Raw genomic sequence first — 22,336 nt, 5'->3', positions numbered from 1 at the left:
ACAGGCACACCGCGTCTCTGTGGCAAATGCACAGCACGTCTCAAACGGCTTTCACAAGCTACCAGTGTTCCCCACAAAGAGCGCAGAAAGACCGCCAAAGAGGATACTTTTCTCTCCCCGACAATGCGGCTTGCTGCCAAGAAGTAACTCGCGGTGACATCCTTGTAGTGAGGGTGTCACCACATTCGCCATCATTCATGCGATTGCGAACATACAGAAAGGCTAGTATTCATGGCTTCACATCGCACGCCATACGTTCTTACGCTCTCTCTCCCCAGAGATACAACATGGGACGGTGACAGAGCAGCCCAGTTTATGCATCAAATCATCTCAGGATTCAATTCCCTGACGTTCCGCATCATGGCAACCACTGACACGATGGTTTGGCAGGTGCTTGACTTCGACAGTGGAGATGCTCACGCGCTTGAAAACGCCATTCGCGCCAGCTATCCAGAAATCAACGTGGAAGTCGAGGAATTTGGAGCAGGTGAACTTCCTGACGAGTATCCGATTTCTCGCATCGTGTTGAAGTATCAGCAAATGATGGAGACCTTCCTTGCGCCCATTGTCTATGCCAATGACATCACCAGCCCCGATCCCCTCTCACATATCGCCGAAATTATGGGGAACTTGCGTCAGGGTGAGCGTATTATGTATTACCTGTTTGTCTGGGGCGGAGCGCCAGAAGCCTATAAACAAGGCGAGAAACACCTGACCCGCAATATCTATGATGGAACTCTCACTGGATTTGTTGACCCATACCGAACGGATAAATACTCAGGTGAGCTAAGTCGTGTGTGTCGCGGCAAACTCTCACAGCGCCTCTATCATGCTAGTGTTTTTATCCAACTCGATACTCCTGACCCACAGCGGGTCAACGCACTTCTGACCATCGACAACCAAATGGTCAGTTTTGACCGTCCTCAGTTTGGTGCATTGGGCTGGATTAGTGATGGGCAAAAAATATTTACTGTCACCGATCATAATGCCGAATGGGACACCAGCGCATTGGGACAATTTGCCACGATTGTCACCAAAGAAGATGGGTTGTTTCGCAAGAACAAGCTCAAGGAACAGATTGACCTTATTCTTGAGCCACGCGAACTAGCTTCACTCTGGCATCTTCCCCATGACGAATTCACCGCCCCCACGATTGTGTGGTCTTACGGCAATGTGCGTATTCCCGCTGTACTACGCACTAAAACTGAAGGGGTATGCGTTGGGGTGAATCGCTTTGCCGGACGCGACGAGCCAATCTACATTCCAGACCGAAGTGGACACATCTCGATCATCGGGCAATCTGGTGTTGGCAAGTCCAACCTCATGCACCATCTCATTCATCAGGACATTGCTAACGGATGTGGGGTTGTGGTCATTGACCCACATGGACAACTGGTCAGCGATACTTTGCGATACAGCATTCCTGTCCACCGCGAAAAGGATGTGATTGTTTTGGATATTGCAGATGAGGCATACCCCGTGCCACTCAACTTGCTGGCTGTTCCAGCAGGGATGGATCGAGGCAATGCCGCAGGGCAACTGATGGGTGTGCTTGATCGCCTGTATGACTTCAATAGCACACCAACAGTTGCTGACGCGATGTCCGCCAGCCTTGTTGCGCTTCTCCATGATGAGCAAGCAACCATTCGTGATGTGGGGCGTTTGTTTCGAGATGAGAGCTACCGGGGGCGATTGATGGATAAGCTCACCAACGTTGCAGCCCTTGAGTTCTGGGAACGCTTCACTGAGCAAAAATCTGGACGTGACCAAATCATTCGCCCTGTACTATGGCGCTTACGTGCGCTCTATGGGAACTCTTTTCTCTATCCAATCTTGTGTCATCCCGACACCCTTGATCTTACCTCCATCGTTGCCAACAACAAGATTTTGCTTGTGTCACTGAAGGCGGATGAGGCACGTATCCCGATGCGCGAACAACATCTTTTGGGCTTAATTCTCCTGACGCAGTTGCAACAAACCCTGATGGTGCGTCCGAAAGAAAGCGAGATGTTTTATCTCTACGTGGACGAAGTGCAACATTTCGTCACCACCACATTTGAAACATTGCTCTCAGAAGCACGCAAAAATAAGGTCTCTCTGACCACTGCCAATCAGTATTTGAAGCAGTTAGCAGGTGATATGCTAGACGCGATTTTTGGTAATGTCGGGACAACAATTGCATTCCAAACAGGGCTGGTAGACTCAAAGTTGATCGAGCCATACTTCGCACCCGGTTTTGATGCAGAACATCTGATGCACCTGAATAAGTACGAAGCTGCAATCACCACACGCTACAAAAGCCAGTCTTTGACCGCTTTCTCAATGCAGACGCTTGCCCCACTTTCTGGACGGATTTCGCTGTCGAAAGCGCAGGAACGGGAACAATATCTTCGCGCCCTTTCACGGAAACATTACATCCCTAAAACCCGTGACGAGGTGCTTGCATGGCTTGCCAGTCGGTACGCTACTGCCACCACTCCATCAGGGGCAGTGGACGACATCGTAGATTTTGAGTAGGTATGAATAACCAACCCCTCGTGTGGGGCGATTGTATCTGTCTGATAGACAGAAACGCATGAGGGGCTTTCTAAACAGGAGCAAAAAGGCTGATGGACGAGAAAAAACGGCTCAGTAGACAACGCCGAAGTAATAATCCGCCCAATATGCGCCTCACAGCACGAGATATTGAAATCTTGAAAGCATTAGCAGAGTACCGTATTCTCCGCCAAGATCAGATACAGCAACTTTTCTTTGGTTCAAAAAGCACGGCACAGTATCGTCTTTCGCATCTCTATCAACATGGGTTTGTACAACGTCATTTCCTGCCTGTGTATGCAGGATGGAGTCCGACGCTCTACACGCTAGATAAACGTGGAATTGCCGTGTTAAAGACCGAATATGGCGCTATTGGAATCTCAGTCTGGGATAGCGAGAATGGACATGAATTTCTGTCTCATGCGCTTGCTATCAATGACTTCCGTATTGCAGTGACAGTAGCGTGCAGACAGGCAGGCTACACACTTCTCACATGGAGTAGCGAAGCAGACCTCAAAGCAGACTATGATCGCGTGACCATCACCGACCACAAAGGAAAAAAGCAATCCGTTTCGCTTATTCCAGATAGCTACTTCACCCTAGAAACTCCCAAAGGGAAAACATCGTTTTTTCTTGAGATGGACATGGGAACAATGACTGTCGGGCGCTTTCAAACCAAGATACGCGCCTACCTTGTATATATGCAGAGTGGTGCGTATCAAACTCGGTATCAATCGAAGAGTCTACGAATATTGACGGTCACGAACAGCGAGGCTCGATGTAAAAATCTCAAGACATCGGCGGAGAGTATTGGAGGAGATAGGCGATTTTGGTTCACCACCGCAGAGCAGGTAAATACATCAATTCTTCACTCCCCTCACTGGCATGTGGCAGGAAGTGAAACACACTCTCTGCTCGTTCCAACTTGATAGTAGGTTGACATGGTATACTTTGATTTACCCGAAGCCAGAGTGTGCCACCTTCACCAGTTACGCACTGGCTCAGTTCAGAAGAGTTAACGCCTCTTCATCACCACCAAGCCAGCCACGACAGCAACAAACACGACAGCTTGTATAAAGTCGTGAAGGCTTGTTTGGATCGTAAAAGACATATGCCTCCTTTCCGAGCTTTCAATGTGGGTAGCTCGTTTTAGGCGGCACATCCAGCTTCTCTCTCAAGTATAGTGCGGTTTTCTCAAGTAAACGCATAACTTTTTCAATTACTACCCGACATTTTGACCCGCTACAATGCTTATGTGAAGGAACGACTACGCTCACTTGAGCTTGATCCTCAGCTTACTCGTGCATTTGCGGAGACGTTTATTTCCCGTTGGGATTGCTATCCCCGTCAGGTTGACAATGGCACGTACATTCAGATGCGCGAACCACTCACTTTCCCCAAAATCACCAAACACTTGACCAATGCCAGACTGGGATTTAAGCCTTTTACGATTGGGGCATACGCCCTTGATGAGCATAGCCAAGCAAGGTGGGTATGTTTTGATGCAGATGCAGATCATCAGTGGCAACACCTTCGTGAACTTTCACGCAGTCTATCAGTTCAAGATGTCCCTACATATCTTGAACCGTCCCGACGAGGCGGGCATCTTTGGCTGTTCACTCCCCTGCTTTCGGGAAAGGACATTCGCACCTTTGCTCGAAATCTTCTAGCAAAATACAAGATTGCCGAACTTGATGAAGAGAAAAAACGCAAGATCGAAATCTACCCAAAACAAGACGTACTTGGAGAAGGCGCAGGTTCTTTTGTTCGCTTGCCGCTTGGCGTGCATCTGAAAACTGGACAGGTATATCACTTTGTAGATCATCAAGGACTGCCGATAGCCCCAACCATCAGAGAGCAAATACGCTTGCTTGGACAGCCCCAAAGAATACCGCAAGCGTTCATAACCTCATTTCTCTCAAACGAAGTTCAGGTATTCCCTCCTCCACCCAAACCACCACCCGAATTTAAGAAATACACACCACGTCATAACGAACCACTCTCCGAGGCGCTCAAGAATGCAATTTCCGTCTTTGATTTTGTAAGCCGATATGTATATCTCAATGAGCAAGGGCGCGGATTATGCCCGTTTCATGACGACCACGCGAAGTCTTTTGGAGTAAACAAGGGACGCGATTATTGGCATTGTTTTGCAGGATGTGGCGGCGGTTCAATCATTGATTTCTGGATGAAGTGGCGTGAAGTGCATGGTCAAGACAGCAGTTTCGTAGCGACAGTTAAGGAATTGCGTGGGATGCTGCTTACCTAACATTCCCCTATTGACAACGCCTCATCGCTTTGATTTGATATATTCACGTAATAAGTACCCATTTTTGACCCAGTTTGTGACCAAAACCAGCACCCCCCCAACCACTGCTCAAACCTTTATCAAGGTGCATCTATCGCCATCCTTGAAACAACAACTTCAAGAACTTGCTAAAGAGCGCACTGTATCGCTTTCATCCTTAATGAGAATTATTGCCACAGAATATATCAAAGCGAAAAGGTAATTATGGTCATCTCTGTTGCAAACCAGAAGGGCGGTGTAGCGAAAACAACCACTGCCATTAACCTTGCTGCTGGTTTAGCCATTATGGGTTATAAAGTGTTGTTGATTGATGCCGATCCGCAAACGAATACAACCCAAGTCTTTATTCATCCTGATATTGAGATAGACCTCGAAAAAACGCTCTATCAGGTCATCTTGAAGTTCGCTCCCCTTACATCTGTTATTCACCCTACCCAAGTCAATAATTTGTCGCTTGTCCCCTCTCATTTACGGCTTTCTAGTGCTGATTTAGAGTTGGCACAAGCTCTTGATAATCGTAGCGCACGTCTCAAGCAAGCTATTGATGAGATGAGACATGTGTTTGATTACATCATCATCGACAATCCCCCTTCACTTGGTTTAGTAACAATGAACTCCTTTACTGCCAGTGATCGTATCCTCATTCCCGTCTCTACTGCCTATTTTGCACTCACTGGTCTTGACCAACTCAAAGAGACGATTGGGATGGTCAAACAGACACGCCTAAACCCTGATTTAAGGATACTTGGGGTTCTTTGCACATTCTGTGAGGAAACCAACGTTTCGAGAGATGTTGAGAATCAACTTCGCCGTTACTTTGGCGACTCGGTGTTTGAAACTACCATCCCTAAGAATGTCAAACTTGAGGAAGCTCACTCTAACCATACCCATATCTTCGATTTTGCTCCCAAAAGTACAGGGGCAAAGGCTTACTCTGCCCTTGTCCAAGAGGTAATTGCTCGACAATGAAACGTAAAAGCGGATTAGCTGACAGTCCATTTTTTCAGCCTGTTCCAGATGAAGTGAAAGAACAGACTACTACAGTCTTTCCTGTGGAATCATCTCTCAAAAATGAGAATCATCCAGGTGATACCGTGATACCAAGCAACCACGAAACCAAGGTATCAAGCAATCATGGTGTCGTGGTATCACGGTATCAAGACACCACTGTTGAGTTTATTCGGAAGGCTGTAAAAGAATTCGGCAAAGAGGCTGCAACTCATCGGTTTACACTTACTGAGAAACGAGCGGTTGCAAGTGTCGCTCACACCCTCAATATGCAAGGCATTCGTACAACAGAAAATGAGATTACTAGGATTGCAATTAATTTTGTGATAGATGAATTTAATCGTAATGGCAAAGATAGTCTTCTCGGTTTAGTTCTTCAAGCTCTCAAAAAATAGATGGTTGGTATCACGGTGTCATGGTTGCTTGACATCATGGTATCGTGGCATCTTGATGTCTCGGTATCATGGTGGAATGGTGTCGTGGTATCTACCATGAAACCATGCTTGGTATCATGGTGCGTTTTTCCCCTTGAATGAGTCTTTTTTTCATGTTGTGATGCTTATGTTCATACGTGAAAACGTGTGAACGGAACGCCACTCTTCCGGCGGACGGGGAAGAGCCAACCGACCAAAGCAACCGAAGTGAAAGATCAACTGTTGGCAGAGAAGAGAGGGAGACCTCTCAAACATGCCTAATCTCGCCCGAAATGCGAGACTAAGACACCTCAAGCGAGTTGAAGCCGTCGCCTCGTGAAAACAAAGAAGAAAATCACGAAGCGAATGCTTCGCTTAGGAAGATCAGGAACGAAGAGCAGCGACGGGAGGGAAGGACAAGAATACATCATATGGGGACAAACCCTTCCAGCCCGGAGGGCAGGGAAAGGGATGATTTGTCACATCTACTTGCACTCAGCATAGGGTATGTGATTAAGTGGAGACCTTGTTTAAAAAGCGACCAAGCGAAGCCGAGTTACACCCATCTTCACTCTGTCGCGTGCTTCCAGACCACACCCCCGCATCGTTCCTCGTGGTGCTGTGGTCTGGAAGATCAGATGGGTGTACAAGCCGCTACGCGGCTAAAAACACACTACATGCGTGTAGATGTGTGAAAACAAAGTACAGATATGCAGATTACTGAGAGGGATATACGGATATTGATGTGGATAGGGGAGCAGTTCATTGTAAATTCAAGAGAACTCGACTACCTGTTCCGTTTTGATGCGGAAAAGCACAATCTCCAACCCATTGGCGAATATTTTGTGAGAGACGCGGTACATCGCTGGAAGCGTGATGGGCTTGCCCAGACCTCGCACCAACTTCGGCGAGGAAACCATGTGTTCTTGGCAGCGCAGGGTATTCGGGCAACGGGCTTACCATTTGCACCACGTACACCTGGAACATCGGATGTAGCACACCTCACCCACCATGACAGTGTAAATATGGTGCGTCTTTTTCTTGAGAAAGAGGCATGGAAGAATCGCCAAGTAATGTCGTGGGTCTCAGAGCGATCCTTAATGCAGCAAGAGAAACTTGACGCAAAAGAACATCCCCATGCACCGAAAATCCATCGTCCAGATGCAGTCATTCATACAGGAAATGAACGTATTGCCATTGAGATCGAAAAGGCATACAAACGTCCGAGCAAGCTCAGGAGCATACTTCAAGGCTATCTGTATACCGAGCTTTACACACAAGTACGCTACTATTGCGAAACGCCTGCTATTCAACATGCGATAGAGCGAACCGTTCACGCTATTTTGTGGGAGCTTCCAGCCCCGCAGCGCGAGCATCTGACAGAAAAAATTCTCTGTCTGCCCATGCCGCAGCTTTATGCCTGATGAACATCTAATTTCGCGCCGTCGCACGGGCGAGAGACTTCTTATCTATGCGTGTGTCAGCGTCGTGTACGCTGTTTTTTTCGGTGTTGGAGGTCTTGTTGGCATCCTATTGGTATACAAGCGCAAAGACATCCCAAAGCCCTGGTTGTATGCGCTTTCAGGGTTCAGTGTTCTTTGGGCGATGATGTTGTTTTTCACCCATGCCTATGATAACACCCTACGATATTGGCTCATTTATGCCATTCCACTCGGAGGTCTTTCCAAAATCGTTGTTCAAGTGTTGCTCATCCTTCACGAGTGGTATTTGAATTTACCGTCCTGGGATCATACACTTCATGTCCAAGAAGCGCGGTATGAACGCCGCAAAGAACGTGATGTTGAATCCCGCCTCTCACTTGAGCCAACCCGCGAGTATGGGATTGAAATCGGATTAGTCATTGAAAAAGACGCACGAGCGTTAAACATGGACGCATTCCAGCTTCAAGAAGACTATCTTTGGGCAGATGAACAATTTCTTAATCAACACCTTCTTTTGATAGGAGCGCCCGGAAGCGGTAAATCCGAAGCCATTAAACACTTGATTGCCCAAGTTTTAGCCAAGACACAGCGAGATGTATTTATTGTGGACGGAAAAGGGGAGCGTGATTTCGCTTACGGAGCGCAGCGCCTCTTTTACGATCACCGCCAGACCACTATTCCTGTCTTTCAAATGGGGACGCAAGACCGAGGCGATCCCTATAACGGGTTTGTTGGGACACCAGAGGCAATCAAGCAGCGTTTAACCGCGATGTTTAATGTCGAGCAGCAAATAGGCGACGGGGAGTTTTATGCGAACATTAATCGGGCGCTACTAAATCTGGTGTGCTTTTCCCCAGAGGGAACACCACGTTCTCTCTCGGAACTGGATGAACGGTTGTCGCTTTCATGGCTTCGCTATTGTTATCGCCACGATCCGAGAAAACTGCGTGCCATTGAGCGATATGAACCCTACTTTGATGGTTTTCGCTTACGCGCAGATAGTTTGATCTGGGATTTTGAGGAGTATCTTTCGCCGGAAGGATTTAGCCTAGATGGTGTCTCTGGCGCAGTCTTTTCACTTCGGACAGCAGCGATGGGAGATACCTCACGACGTTTCTTAAATTTTCTGATCGAAGATTTCAAAGACTGGGTTGGGAAACGCCAACAGCGCCCTGCACTCCTTGTGATAGATGAATTTGGTCAGTTTGAGAACCAATCCATTATTGCGCTGATTGAATTGGCTCGAAGTGCCAATCTTGGCATCCTACTTGCTACCCAAGACCTCTCAACAGTTCGGGAACGTCATATCAGAGAGCGTATCCTAAGCAGTGTGCAGACTAAAATTTTGATGAAAACGGATACCCCAGAAGTGATCGGTGAACTGGCAGGTACATTTACCGCGCCCCATCTGACGTATCAAATGGATGAGATTGACCTGACCGGGCTAGGGTCAATTCGTCTTGAGGAGCAGCGCAAAGTAAATCTGAATGCAGTGAGACGATTTCCACCCGGACGAGCCTACGTCATTCGCTCTGGTGTAGGAACGATAGTGCAATTCCGTCAGGTTGCAGCATAAAGTTTCTGCGAGACCGTCTTACAGACAGTCTCATATTCGCCGGTCTGCATCCCTACTTGCACCGATAGGATGTTATGATCTGATACAGAAATGACAGAAAAAGGAGCAGCATTCCTCAGCGAGCATTTCCTTCAGATGGCTCGTGAGGATAAGAGTGTCCAGCGCGTAGTAAATCGGGAAGTTGAGGGTGTAAAGCTTGATTTGATACAAGGATATTGGAAAATTTACTAGCGCTGAAGAAATTAAAGATAGGAGTTTAATGAACGATTTTGAAAAAAATGCAGCAATAATGCTATCCTTAAAAGATACTCTTATGAAGCATCTGAATTTTTCTGAAGTATCTGACTTAATTGCAGATGAGAAGTTGGAAACCCCAAAAGAACTAGAACGAGTTGGCAAGGGAACTGTTGGTGCGGTCTATAAGATTGAAAGACCTGATGGCGAAAAAGCAGCTCTTAAAGTTCCGGTTTCAAGAGATACATCAGTGAGAGAAGGTATCAATCAAGAAGGGAAGATCCTCAGAAAACTAAAAGGAATTTCTGGTGTGGTAGATCTAAAATATCAACCGGAAAATGTTCCGCTTCTTGTGGTCGAATTTTTAGACGGTTCAAGTCCTAATGATTACTTTGCAAACACGCCTGATTCTGTAGAAAAGCGAACACAGGAGATAGGTGTTGTTCAGCAGATATTAATGACTATTCAAGAAGCAATGAAGAAAGGCATCTTTTTGGTTGATTTTGGCTATGACTTGAATGTTTTGGTGAGCCAGAGTGAGCAAGGGGTAGATGCAAAAATATTTGATGTGGGCGGCGCTTTTGATATTGATGAACTTAAGAGTAGTTTAGCGAAGAGATTGCGTGGCAAACAAGACAACTTACAACGGCAGCGACAAACACTTGAGGAAAAGCAAGAACAATACAAAAGAAATAAGCAAGGTATTAAAGATATATTTTCTTCTCTTAGCCAAGACGAAAAAAGAAATAGTCAAAATAGACGAACCATTGAGCTAATAAATGACAACTCATTAAAATCTGAGCTTCTCACCCAAATTGATGGGACACCGAACCAAACTAGTGAAATGTCACCTGAACTTTACCGTGTCGTTCTGAGATTTAATAATTCAGAGAGGAGTGAGCAACTTATTGCTTTGAAGAAAAAAGTGGATGAGTTGGACAGAGAAGCACAAGCTATAGAAGAATTAGTAGATTCTTTATCCAAAAACCCACAACATTTATTTAATCACCTAGACCAATTCAAAAAACAGAACACAGCACTTCATCCACCAATCAAACTTGATCTCCCACCCGAACAAACAACACAGTTAGAAGACAGTGTACGAAGAATAACCAAGTCCGTTGGTGAGTTTGTTGCACGAACCTTTGAGGTTCACTCACAGGATGAGACGCAAATGAGAGAACTATTAGCTCAAAAAGGATTTTCGGATCAGTTTGTAGACATCGTTATTCAAGCAATACAACAAAAAATAGAAGACCCATATCAGGCTGTTCAGCAAATTTTAGAAGCTCTACCTAAAGAAGTTAAGAGTTTTACAGAAAACACCAACACAAAATATAATGAGAAAAAGCAGGAAGTATCGATTAAATTAGCTCTTTCAGAGCGTAAAAAGGCGGCAGTAGTGTACCTTTTGAACGGAACGCTTAACCAAGTAACATTCGGTTCTCATATGGTTTTGACAGTTCTTAAGTTAGTGGGAGTTAATGAAAAAAGCTTTGACAACTTGCAGAAAAATCTTAGTGATAACAGAAGCAAAGCACAGTGGGATGAATTGAAGAAATTTTTTTCATTGGCGGTTTCTAGCCTAAGAGAAGAAGGAGTAGAGACCACTCTAGAACTTATTGATAATATTCATAAAATCCTTGATGAAGAACAGTTACCTGAACAAGATGCAAGTTATATTCCCCGAGTAAAATTGGTCAAAAATCAATTACTTGACTTAATGAGAGAGTAAGATTTCCGTTCCCGTAGATTTAAACTTGCCATATTCTCGTGGAAAAACGCTTGAATTCTTCTCCACACTTCTTGCCCGACTAACCCGACTGAACGATTCAATCAATCACAATAGTGCAGTTTCGTCTAGTTGCGTCATAAAGTTTCTGCGAGACTGTCTTACAGCCAGTCTCATATTCGCCAGTTTGCGTCTCTCCTTGCCCAGTTGTCACCCGTATGATTTGATACAGAGATGACAGAAAAAGGTGCAGCATTCCTCAACAAACATTTCCTACAGATGGCTCGTGAGGATAAGAGTGTCCAGCGTGCCACCAAGAGAGAGATTGATGGCTATAAAGAAGGGCAAAAGATAGCCCCAGAGAAGAAAATCCAAGCCTTTCTCCAAAGGCTTGAAAAACTCGTTGATCCCCAAGACCCCATTCAAAAAGAACGCAATATTGCGTTGCTCAGTCACCAATTCGTCGAAAAGGTAATCACTGCTCCAGAGGATGTCCCAGAGGCGTATTTCGCCAACCAGGTCAGGGCTACCGCTGAACAACTGGGGATAAGGAAAGAACTCACTGATGAAGCTAGAGATCAAGAAATTGATCGCATTCGGGCAAACCAGCAAGAAAGTCTTGAAAAATGGGTAGACTACCTCGCCCAAAATGATGGCAACTATCCCATGTGGTTCAGATATTATGTCTTGAGAATGGTCATTAAATATGAACCATTCAACAAAGAGCAAGGCACATTCAAGAACCGTTCGAAAACTACCACCAAACCATTTCCTGAATTGAATGCCGAAGTGTTGGCACTTGTTTACAATGATCTTTTGCGAAAAACTGCTACTTTAGGTACACAACCAAAAGAAGAAGTTGCATCTAGAGAATGGAAAAGATCCCAGGAGTTGTGGAAAACCTTCAAAACCACTCACCCAGAGCGAGCAAAGTTAGTAGAAGTGGGTGATTTTGGAACTTTGTATGCAGACAGTATTCGTCATCTCGCGGAAATTACAAAGCATCAAGAAGGAAAAGAACGAACCACCGAAGGTAAATGGGTGAAGTACGACAAAGGCAGCGGCGGCACGGCGCTCTCAGAAGCCATTCTAGGTTATGACACAGGTTGGTGTATCGTTGGACGAGCCACCGCGCAGTCTTACGTAGACCAAGGGGATTTCTACGTCTACTTCTCCTACGACAAGGAGAAACACGCCACTATCCCTAGAGCTGCCATTAGCGTGACCCATCTTGGCGTGACAGAAGTACGGGGTGTTGCCCAAGACCAAAATCTTGAACCAGAAATGCTTGGCGAAGTGAGTAAGATGCTTCACAGTGATGAGTTGAGAGAAAAAGGTGGTGACAAATACTTCAAAAAAATGGAAGATATGCGAAAATTGACGGCTATAGAGAAGAAAGTCAAGAAGGGTGAATCGCTTTCACAGAAAGATTTGCTTTTTCTCTATGAAGTGAATGGCGGGATAGAGGGATTTGGTTATGAAGATGACCCTCGAATCGCAGAACTGCAAGAACAATGCTTTACGCGAGTAGAAGTACAAGAAATTTTGCCAAAGCTGATTCGTAGCAAAAGACAAAATATAAGAGAGAGAGCAGCTAACGTAGTGTCTGAGAATCCAGAGTTATATGCAGAGGAGCTCCACCTCTTAGCAGAGGACAATAACCCTTGGGTAAGAGAACAAGTTGTACAAGCAATGGGACATCGACCAGAGTTGTTTGTCGATGCACTCACCTCGATTGCAAAAGGTCAGGTTATGAATAATACAATGTTCACTCACATGCTCGCCCTAACAGGATATGACAGTGTTGACGTTGTATTAAAAAATGGAAATGTGAGAACGAAAGCTATAAGAACAATGAGAAATCGACCAGAGTTGTTTGTCGATGTCTTCACTACAATTGCAAAAGATAAAACTTATCCGGAAATCTGTCGTGCTGCCATACAAGCAATGGGACATCGACCAGAGTTGTTTGTCGATGCACTCACCTCGATTGCAAAAGACTACGATTACTTCAACTATGGTTTGGGGCTAGATGTCATACAAGCAATGGGACATCGACCAGAGTTGTTTGTCGATGCACTCACCACAATCGCAAAAGATAAAACTTATCGGGAAATCTGTTGTGATGCCGCACAGGCAATATTGCAGAATAAAATTCCTAATAAATAGATCAAATTAATCTTTCAACTGGTGATAATTTTATTGTCCGCGATGAGTATTTTGTGACGATTGCTTGACTCGCAAGGACTTTAAGACGCTTGGCAACAGGATGCTCTAGAGGAAGCTCATCAGGAAATGATTTTCGGAGAATTTCTGTCAGGTGCAGGCAGAGTTCGTGCAAAGAAATGCCGTCATGGTTTTCTGGTAACGCGCCGCGCAGTATGGTTATAATGAACTGCTCGTTTTCAGTGAGATAGGGCGCAAGCGCGTCAGCAGAAAACGAAGCCACTGATAAGATAGGGTCGTAAAACAGTTATTGGCAAATTCGCTTCTAACAAGCGTATAGCACTCATCTTTCCATCCTGAATTTTGATCGACTATTCGCTACTTTACTTGCCTATCGCCATCTGTTATGGTGCAGCTATAGGCATGAAGAAATACCTCCCTATTTTTACCCCATTTTCAACATATACGCCCCTTGAGAAACCAGTTACACATGTTTGGCAAATAGGGAAGAACGAATTTGAGCTTGTTGGCGTGAATATCAGTGAACACTATATGATTCGTCCTTCGCTCACGGATGAATGGCGATTAGATGTTGTGTACTTGGGCGCAGCAGGCACATCACATTGACTACTCTGAAAGCGTATATGTCATGGATCGAAAAACAGTCCCATACTCGCTTAGACAATCTCCTCATTCATGGATTGCATTTCCTTGACGGGGACATCCTTGCTCGTATTTTGGCACTCAAGTATAGCGGTGCAACAGTTCCGTTTTTTAATCCCGAATGGTTGAAAAACCAGAAGATGCCACAGGTCGAATTTCCGTCTGGGGAGACGTTTGACATCTGGGAAACAAGCGATCCGCAAAGTGGTGGCATCATTCACATCTACGGTGAGATGGACTTACCGTACTTCTCAACACGCGACGAAGCATGGGATCGAGCAAATGATATTGCCGAAGCAGTCGGCTATCTTGCCCGTAAACGAGGAGAGAACGGGCTTGAAGTTATTGGTCATGATGATGGCGAACACTATCTGATTACCTACAATAACCAAGACCGCCGGATGGAAAACATCATACAAATCAAACGGGATCACACCGAAACACCCGCGCAGCGACCAGAACCTCTTCTTGACCAGAAGAGTAGAGAACTGCTGCCAAAACTCTACACGAACGAGGCTATTGGCTTGAATGCCCTTGCTCAGGTGAAGTTTTTCACTCCAAGTAGTAACTGGACATGGTACGCCAGTGAAGCAAGTGCAGTGATGAAAGACGGAACGTATAAAACTCTGACCGAAGTAGATCAGAACGATCCTAGCATTGAAGATGTGATTTTCTTCGGGTTAGTTGACGGATACGAACTTGAACTCGGTTATTTCTCACTCTCCGAGCTAGAAGGTGTTGGTGGGGGATTGCAACTTCCAGTAGAACGTGATCGACACTTTACTCCAATTTCCCTGAAAGACCTTCAAGATAAGCATCGCAAAGAACGGCGGGGAGCGAATAACGACTAATTTCAGTTATGTCAGCAAACGAACGTCAGCCAAATCCGTGTTTCAGTTTTACCGAGCGAGAAAAGCTCTACGACCACGTAACTCACAACCGATTTCTCGCCATTGTAATGCAACCAGATGTAGATATTCATGAAATCAAGGAAGACAGCAACAGTTTTGGCGAATATTTGTTTGTGACCATCAGTTGCCGCGCCGAGCAGCCCAAGAAGCTGTACACATTTTGGGGACTTGGGTATCACGAACACCGAGAACGCTTGATCGTTGATAGTTGGCAATGGTTTGAAAGTCAGCGAAAGGCAGAAACACTTCCAGCCCTTGCGAAAGCGGAAGTCCGCCAACAGATTACAGAGCGAGAAGACTTTGTTCGAGCAAATTCGACTCCATCTGGACAGTCGCCGCGTGCCAAACTCTACGAGCTACTGGCTGACCTGACTGATGAAGATGGAGCATTGTCAGAACTTGATGACCTTGATAGTTTGGGATGGTCATTACTTGGTGGGGGTGAGTAAATTCACTAAATATATTTGGACTTGAAATAGATAGTATACCTAGCGGCGACCCGGAAATTATAGGACATTTTCACTGTGAGATTCAATTACTCGAACGTCTAAATATCTTTTCTCCACAATACTTCCCTTTGGTAACATGCTAGTACATCCACAAAGTTGACATTATAGGCTGTAAGTTATATACTAATATATAGTTGTGATGACATTTTTCTGTCATAGCGATTGAAACACGTCTCTCAACGCCCCTTAAAAAGCACTATTAAACAACCTTATCTTGTAAGGCAAAGAGGATATCTCTCCGGTGTTTTCTTTGCCTTACAAGGGCTTCTCCGGTTTGGAAAGCTACCATATGGGTGGCTACCGAGAGAAATGGTGAACAAAATGCGAGGTTTCAATACTTGGTGGGTGCTTGGTTGGGTACTCGGGTTATTTGTTGGCTTTATTCTTGGTTCAGCTCACACCACGCCTCCATATAGCTGCTCAGCACGGCTGATAAATGATGCCCCTCTGTTTAATGGGTTTTCAAACGATTCAGGTGTTTATACGTACCTGAATGAAAATCAGGAAATATTTATCATGGCAAGTGTTGGGGGGTATTTGGAGGTGATGTACGAAGGGCGTTACCTCTGGGTACGTTCCCAGAGTGTCGACATAGATAGAATGCGGAGTGGGTGTGCGCTTATGCTGCGCCATCCGACACCGCAAAGTTAGTGCTTTTCACCCCCTTGCCACAAACAAGGGGGCTTTGCCTTTTTAAACTAAAAATTTCCCTTGTTTCACATCAAGTCTTTCTAATGAACTGGTTGGCTATCACTATTGCCCGCAAATGTATTAACGACGCTAGACACCTCATTTTCAGCATGGTAGTGTAATCTTCTTCTTTTGATCTTTTGCCGGAGGTGAGTGCTACGACAAGAATTTGAAGTTCGTCCATATCATTCTGTCTTTCCTTCTGAGCGTATCGTTTTCCCAGATATAAAAACCAGTGATAGCACTCCTGTAAAAGAACTCCCCACACACGTCACCCAAGAGCCAATACCTGAAATTGAACCTGAGCCTCAATACTCCACTCAATGGAGAGGAGGCGCAACCCTCGAAGAAATCTTGACTGATAAAAACGTTCAGAATGTCGCGTATGCCAAAATGCGTTCACTTGGATATACCGATCAAGATGCTGAAGACTGTTTCCAGCTTGGGTCACTCAACCTCTGGAAAGCTCTCAAAGAACAACCAATGCTGCTCTGCGATAAACGAGCAGCTTGGGTTGGTATATGGATTGCGTTTTCAGGGAGTCGAAGGGCATTATGGAAGCACAAGGCAAGAAATATTCCTCTCGATGGTGCTTATCACTACAGTGGCAATCGCCCAGAGCGATGGGCAGGTTTTGCAACTCGTGTTGATGAACAGATTGACTTTGCGCTGTTAATGAATGCTCTGGCGCAGAGATATGATGGTGATCCTCAAAAACTATTCGCTCTGTATTCTCTGACCACATCAGTCAAGATGAAAGACGTATTGCCAGTCGCTAAAGCCCATAAGAATCAGCTTATCGAAGCCCGAAATGAAGTAAAAAATGAGATGCGGGAAATTCTTGAAAAAGATGAAGGCAAGGGCTTCTCCGATGAGTTTTGGACAGATAACATTAAACGGGGAGAGAACCTTGAGTGTGTGACACGAATAGCCGAGCGTGTGATGAATAATCAACGACTTCTCTTAGCCTTGTATATCGTGACTACCTCTGCAAAACGCAAAGATGTCGCAGAGCTTTTCAGTATTCCACTTACAAAGTTTCGCCAAGAAATTGCTCAGATCAAAATGATGTTGGCAGAGGAATTTCGTAAAGCACAACGGAGATAGCACGGTTGCAAAATCCGATAATTCGTCCACAGATAGAAGATAAGCAGGGTAATGTGTATGTCGTGAATATCGTTTCTGAAGGAGAGATTGTCTTCAGCGCATATATTTCCTTTGAGAAGATTTGTGTGGGGCGCATTAATTGGGTGATTGAAGAGAACAATGTGATGACGCTCGCTGATCTTGTGATTTTTGATAAGGTAGGTCATCGTCCATTGTGGTCAAGGCTTTTACCATTTCTCACATGGAAACCACCGAACTTCAGACAGCGCGGACTAGGTTCGGCAATGCTGCGCTATGTTATTTCCCAAGCTGAAAAGCTAGAAGTTGAGGCGATTTCAGGATTTGTGACATCAGATGATCTTCGAGAAACGCCATATTTACTTGAGTTTTACAGACAGCATGGTTTCACAGTTCGGCACAACGCCACACAATCCACTGCGACGATAATTAAAGAAATCCGCTGAACGCGGTAAAAATTCTCATATTCGCCAGTCTGTGCCTCTACTTGTTCAGTTGTCATCCGTATGATTTGATACAGAGATGACAGAAAAAGGCGCAGAGTTTCTCAACAAACACTTTCTTCAAATGGCTCGTGAGGATGAGAGTGTCCAGCGTGCCACCAAACGAGAAACTGAAGGCTATAAAGAAGGTCAGAAGATAGCCCCAGAGAAGAAAATTCAGGCTTTTCTCCAAAGACTCGAACGTTTAGTTGATCCCCAAGACCCCATACAAAAAGAACGCAATATTGCGTTGCTTAGTCATCAATTCGTCGAAAAGATGATGATTGCGCCGGAGGATGTACCTGACGCTTATTTCGCCAACCAGATTGAGATTGGACGACAGATGGGACTTGGTACTCAAGAACTCACTGATGAAGCGAGAGAGCAAGAAATTGAACGTATTCAAGCAGACCAGCAAGAAAGCCTCGAAACGTGGGTGAACTACCTTGCCCAGAATGATGGTCAGTACCCCATGTGGTTCAGATATTATGTCTTGAGAATGGTCATTAAATATGAACCATTCAACAAAGAGCAAGGCACATTCAAGAACCGTTCGAAAACTACCACCAAACCATTTCCTGAATTGAATGCCGAAGTGTTGGCACTTGTTTACAATGATCTTTTGCGAAAAACTGCTACTTTAGGTACACAACCAAAAGAAGAAGTTGCATCTAGAGAATGGAAAAGATCCCAGGAGTTGTGGAAAACCTTCAAAACCACTCACCCAGAGCGAGCAAAGTTAGTAGAAGTGGGTGATTTTGGAACTTTGTATGCAGACAGTATTCGTCATCTCGCGGAAATTACAAAGCATCAAGAAGGAAAAGAACGAACCACCGAAGGTAAATGGGTAAAGTATGACAAAGGCAGTGATGGTACGGCGCTCTCAGAAGCCATTCTAGGTTATGACACAGGTTGGTGTATCGTTGGACGAGCCACCGCGCAGTCTTACGTAGACCAAGGGGATTTCTATGTCTATTTTTCTTATGACGATACCCAAAACGCCACTATCCCCAGAGCAGCCATTAGTGTGACCGATCTTGGCGTGACAGAAGTGCGCGGCGTTCAACCAGGACAAAACCTTGAACCAGAGATGACCGAAATTGTGGACACGAAGTTAGGTGATTTACCAGAGGGTGATAAGTACCACAAAAAAATGAACGACATGCGGAAGCTCACGGCTATTGAAGAGAAAACCAAGAAAGGTGAACCACTCTCGCCAAAAGACTTTCGATTTCTCTATGAAATAGATGCTGTGATTGATGGGTTTGGTTACCAACAAGATCCCCGTATTGAAGAGTTACAAGAGAAATACTTTTCACGAAAAGAAGTACAAGCGATTCTACCAATGCTGATTCGTAGCCAAAAATATGATGTTAAAATAAGAGTCGTCAATTTAGTAATTGAAAAGCCAGAGTTTTATGAGGAGGAACTTAACCTCCTCGCAAAAGATGAATCCCCTGATGTACGTAGACTTGCAGTAGAAGCAATGGGAAAACGACCAGTTTTATTTGCTGATACGCTTATCTTTGCGCTAAAAGATGAATCCCCTGATGTACGTAGACTTGCGGTACAAGCAATAGAAAAACGACTAGAGTTGTTCACAGAAGCATTAAATGATCTTGCGAAAGATAAGTCCTTTCATATACGTAGACTTGTAGTAGGAGCAACGGGGAAACGACCAGAGCTATTTGTTGAGACGCTCACCACTCTTGCGAAAGACGAAAATGCCGGTGTAAAAGTTGATACCATGGATGTTATAGCAAATCGTCCTGAGTTATTTGTCGAGGTACTCACTGCCCTTGCAAAAGATGAAGATGAGTGGCTGAAAAAGAGAGCCATCAAGGCAATGGGGAAACGACCAGAGCTATTTGTTGAGGCGCTCACCACTCTTGCGAAAGACGAAAATGCCGATGTAAAGTTTGCTGCTGTAGAGGTTATGGCAAATCGTCCTGAGTTATTTGTCGATGCGCTTACAACGATTGTGAGAGATAGATATGAGACTCAACTCAGTTTCGCTGCCAAAAAAGCGTTAGGCGATCTACTTCAGTCAGAACCAGAAGTAACTGTCGAGGAGCTGATTAAGTTTACAAAAGATAAAAGACGTCATGTGCGAGTACATGCCATAGGTGAGATGGAACACAACCCAGAGCCGTTTGTAGACGTACTCACTATGCTTGCTAAAGGTGAAGATCAAGATACAAAGCTTGCCGCCGTAAAGGTTATGGCAACTCGCCCAGATTTATTTGTTGAGGCACTCGTTGCGCTCGCAGAGGATTCAAACTATTGGATAAAAAGCACAGTGAGTAAAGCAATGAGAACTCGACCAGAACTGTTCTCTGATACTGTGTAATAACTCACTTAGTTCGTCCTGACTCAGGACACTATAAAACCTGAGAATTTTCCAGAGCTTTGCCCAAGAGGGAATATCTATAAATCTTATCCTACTCGAAAAAGTCAATCGGCTCCTAGCGTCTCATTTTTATGGGGTAGTCTATTAGCTTTCTAATCATCATATTTCGTCACTCAACTGGCGATATTTTTATTGTCCCGCTTTTACTTCATCTCCACAAAGTGATTGTTCAAGTTCACGTTCAAACGAAACCTGAATATAGGACAACCGAGACCGTTACCCTATAGGACGATCTCATATTCGTCTTCCTCAAGAGGCTCGATTTATTGATTTTTCTGAAATGTGCTACTTGAGGAAATTCTATGTCGCTTTATAAATATTGTGCGACGTTTTGAATCACGCCGTACCCATACCCACATTCGTGTGTTGACTACCCTATCTACCCGTGCTGTAATACGATCTACCATGCAACAACAAACTGTGAAAACAACCTTGTCTTTCAGTGCTGGATTCCTTCAACGAGTTAGAACCATTGCACGAGAACGCCGATGGAGTATGTCTCGCGTGATTGAAGCTGACTTGAACAGCCATTTTGAAGAACAAGAGAAACAACGCCTAGAGAAGATGTACGCGGCGCTCCGAAAATGGCAGGGGAGTGGTTCTCCAGACGTTACTGATGCTTCTCAAACCATTGATGAAACGCTCTACGGTGCAGATGGTGTCTGGAAAGGAAGTCGTGCCGAGTAGCTTTGATTATTTGATAGATAGTGACACTTTTGTTGGCTTATTCCTGCCGAATGATGCCCTCCACACTACAGTTGTCAGCCTTTTTGAACGCATTTCCCAACGATTTCAACGAGTAGCGACTACCAATTGGGTAGTCGCAGAAACCGCCACTGTCCTTAGCTCTAGAGATAGTCAAGAAACCGCCATTAAATTTCTAACTATGATTGATGAGGGCGCAATTCCGGTACTGCCAATTACAACTGAGCTTGAACAGAATACTCATGGCATCTTTCGAGAGCAAACAACCAAGAAAACCAGCATGGTGGACTGTAGTAACGTGGCAGTTGCCAAGCACTATGGCATATCGAATCTGCTTGCTTTCGACAAATTCTACGAGCGCTTTGAATTGGTTATCCAGAAAAATTTGTAGTCATATTTTATGAACAACTCCATAAACTCCAAATGGAACTTACACCACGATCTGAGTAAACGTCATGAGCAACTGGAACACTTAGACAGTACAGAGCAATTGCCTGAGGAGGTGATCGAAATGATTGAACAATCTCAAGAGGATGTTCGCTTGGGAAGGCTTCGCCCGTTAACCGATTTGTCGAAGGATTGACTACGGTTCTACAGGAGCGTGAGCAAGTAGCGACTGAGATTAAAGTAGCTTTTGCGAGGCAACGTTTCACAAACGCTTCTGTATAGCTGCAAGCCTTTCGGGAAGTAGTTCCAGCCGATACTAAGCAAACTTTTTCCTGTCTGAAATTCAGTAGTGTATGGACGAATCTTTAGACCGAACTCTGACAGTAGATAGGCAAGAGGTTCAACGATGGGCGTTGGTACAATGAGCAGCCCATGCCCATCTAATCCTTTTCTACAGTTTTCAACGTTCAGTGATTGCTGTTCAATCCGGCACTCAAATGTAAAATCACGTTTCTGCTCAATACACTGACGATACACGGCTGCGAAGTGATTGCCACCATCAATATTGACCAAATAGTAGGTATTGTCCCACGCGCGATGATAAATGACTGGAACGCCATCATCATTTCCAGCGATCCAACTTAACCTGTTGCGTAGATACTCACAGTTTGTTTGGAAGTCTTCCTCGGTTTCATAGCCAATCCGATTTCCCAATGTATATTCGTGAGCGGGTCTGAGCGCACGCCCATAGTTGAGAAATGTCTCAACATCTACATTGCCCGGTGTTTTGCCCGCACATACGCCTGTAAGTTTGCGAACAGAGAATTTTTGTTTTTTCGGCTCAAGAGTTGATTGAATAAGCTCCACATTTTTCATTCCAGGTAGCCATTGAAGAAGCGAAATAGCGTTCGGCTCGTACTTTGCGGTCTGAATAGGTTGCCCTAACTCACCAATAGGTAACTCACACAATGCTTCTCGGAAACCCTGATCTGTTTTCAGTTTGCGGTGAATGACTTTTAAGAAACCCAATTTCTTATGAC

General features: G+C 44.9%; 18 protein-coding genes. 17 read left to right on the top strand and 1 reads right to left on the bottom strand.

All coding sequences use genetic code 11. From position 1 onward, the window contains the following. Nucleotides 1–315 precede the first annotated feature (315 nt). The 17 genes from HS103_08035 to HS103_07955 all read left to right on the top strand — a co-directional run bounded on the left by HS103_08035 (nt 316) and on the right by HS103_07955 (nt 21,300). Nucleotides 316–2,517 (top strand): DUF87 domain-containing protein, encoded by a 2,202-nt coding sequence (locus tag HS103_08035; protein MBE7512751.1) that lies wholly within the window; start codon nt 316–318, stop codon nt 2,515–2,517. Nucleotides 2,518–2,609: 92 nt separating this feature from the next. Further along, nucleotides 2,610–3,464 (top strand): replication-relaxation family protein, encoded by an 855-nt coding sequence (locus HS103_08030; GenBank protein ID MBE7512750.1) that lies wholly within the window; start codon nt 2,610–2,612, stop codon nt 3,462–3,464. Between the two features lie 446 nt (nt 3,465–3,910). Further along, a complete protein-coding gene (locus tag HS103_08025; GenBank protein ID MBE7512749.1) occupies nt 3,911–4,804 on the top strand; it encodes a hypothetical protein in 894 nt (297 codons plus the stop codon). Nucleotides 4,805–4,868: 64 nt separating this feature from the next. Next, a complete protein-coding gene (locus HS103_08020) occupies nt 4,869–5,045 on the top strand; it encodes a CopG family transcriptional regulator (protein ID MBE7512748.1) in 177 nt (58 codons plus the stop codon). Nucleotides 5,046–5,047: 2 nt separating this feature from the next. Then, nucleotides 5,048–5,812, top strand: a complete 765-nt coding sequence (locus HS103_08015) for a ParA family protein (protein MBE7512747.1) — start codon at nt 5,048–5,050, stop codon at nt 5,810–5,812. Next, complete coding sequence (locus HS103_08010; protein ID MBE7512746.1) at nt 5,809–6,246, top strand: hypothetical protein; 438 nt, start codon at nt 5,809–5,811, stop codon at nt 6,244–6,246. The genes HS103_08015 and HS103_08010 overlap by 4 nt, the downstream gene beginning before the upstream one ends. A 728-nt stretch (nt 6,247–6,974) precedes the next feature. Next, a complete protein-coding gene (locus HS103_08005) occupies nt 6,975–7,688 on the top strand; it encodes a hypothetical protein (GenBank protein ID MBE7512745.1) in 714 nt (237 codons plus the stop codon). Further along, nucleotides 7,681–9,282 (top strand): type IV secretion system DNA-binding domain-containing protein, encoded by a 1,602-nt coding sequence (locus HS103_08000; GenBank protein ID MBE7512744.1) that lies wholly within the window; start codon nt 7,681–7,683, stop codon nt 9,280–9,282. The genes HS103_08005 and HS103_08000 overlap by 8 nt, the downstream gene beginning before the upstream one ends. 259 nt (nt 9,283–9,541) lie before the next feature. Continuing rightward, nucleotides 9,542–11,251: a protein kinase family protein gene (locus HS103_07995; protein MBE7512743.1), complete on the top strand. Its 1,710-nt coding sequence runs from the start codon at nt 9,542–9,544 to the stop codon at nt 11,249–11,251. A 231-nt stretch (nt 11,252–11,482) separates the two neighbouring features. Continuing rightward, entirely contained in the window at nt 11,483–13,417 is a 1,935-nt protein-coding gene (locus tag HS103_07990) for a hypothetical protein (protein MBE7512742.1), read from the top strand. A gap of 1,061 nt (nt 13,418–14,478) precedes the next feature. Beyond that, nucleotides 14,479–14,928 (top strand): DUF2958 domain-containing protein, encoded by a 450-nt coding sequence (locus tag HS103_07985; GenBank protein MBE7512741.1) that lies wholly within the window; start codon nt 14,479–14,481, stop codon nt 14,926–14,928. An 8-nt stretch (nt 14,929–14,936) separates the two neighbouring features. Further along, complete coding sequence (locus HS103_07980; GenBank protein MBE7512740.1) at nt 14,937–15,437, top strand: hypothetical protein; 501 nt, start codon at nt 14,937–14,939, stop codon at nt 15,435–15,437. 903 nt (nt 15,438–16,340) lie between these two features. Continuing rightward, complete coding sequence (locus HS103_07975; GenBank protein MBE7512739.1) at nt 16,341–17,294, top strand: hypothetical protein; 954 nt, start codon at nt 16,341–16,343, stop codon at nt 17,292–17,294. A gap of 62 nt (nt 17,295–17,356) precedes the next feature. Then, entirely contained in the window at nt 17,357–17,758 is a 402-nt protein-coding gene (locus tag HS103_07970; protein MBE7512738.1) for a GNAT family N-acetyltransferase, read from the top strand. Between the two features lie 76 nt (nt 17,759–17,834). Continuing rightward, the gene (locus HS103_07965; protein ID MBE7512737.1) at nt 17,835–20,144 is read left to right on the top strand and encodes a hypothetical protein; all 2,310 of its coding nucleotides are present in this window, start codon (nt 17,835–17,837) and stop codon (nt 20,142–20,144) included. Nucleotides 20,145–20,708: 564 nt separating this feature from the next. Beyond that, nucleotides 20,709–20,891, top strand: a complete 183-nt coding sequence (locus tag HS103_07960; protein ID MBE7512736.1) for a hypothetical protein — start codon at nt 20,709–20,711, stop codon at nt 20,889–20,891. Next, complete coding sequence (locus tag HS103_07955) at nt 20,881–21,300, top strand: type II toxin-antitoxin system VapC family toxin (GenBank protein ID MBE7512735.1); 420 nt, start codon at nt 20,881–20,883, stop codon at nt 21,298–21,300. Before HS103_07960 ends, HS103_07955 begins: the two co-directional genes overlap by 11 nt. 200 nt (nt 21,301–21,500) lie before the next feature. Here HS103_07955 and HS103_07950 read toward each other — a convergent pair whose 3' ends face one another. Further along, nucleotides 21,501–22,325: a hypothetical protein gene (locus HS103_07950; protein MBE7512734.1), complete on the bottom strand. Its 825-nt coding sequence runs from the start codon at nt 22,323–22,325 to the stop codon at nt 21,501–21,503. Between the last annotated feature and the right edge of the window lie 11 nt (nt 22,326–22,336).

It is taken from the genome of Anaerolineales bacterium (genome assembly GCA_015075625.1).
Taxonomy (GTDB): Bacteria; Chloroflexota; Anaerolineae; order Aggregatilineales; family UBA2796; genus UBA2796.
Note: the sequence above shows the minus strand (reverse complement) of the source record. Positions and strands in the feature narration are given on the sequence as shown.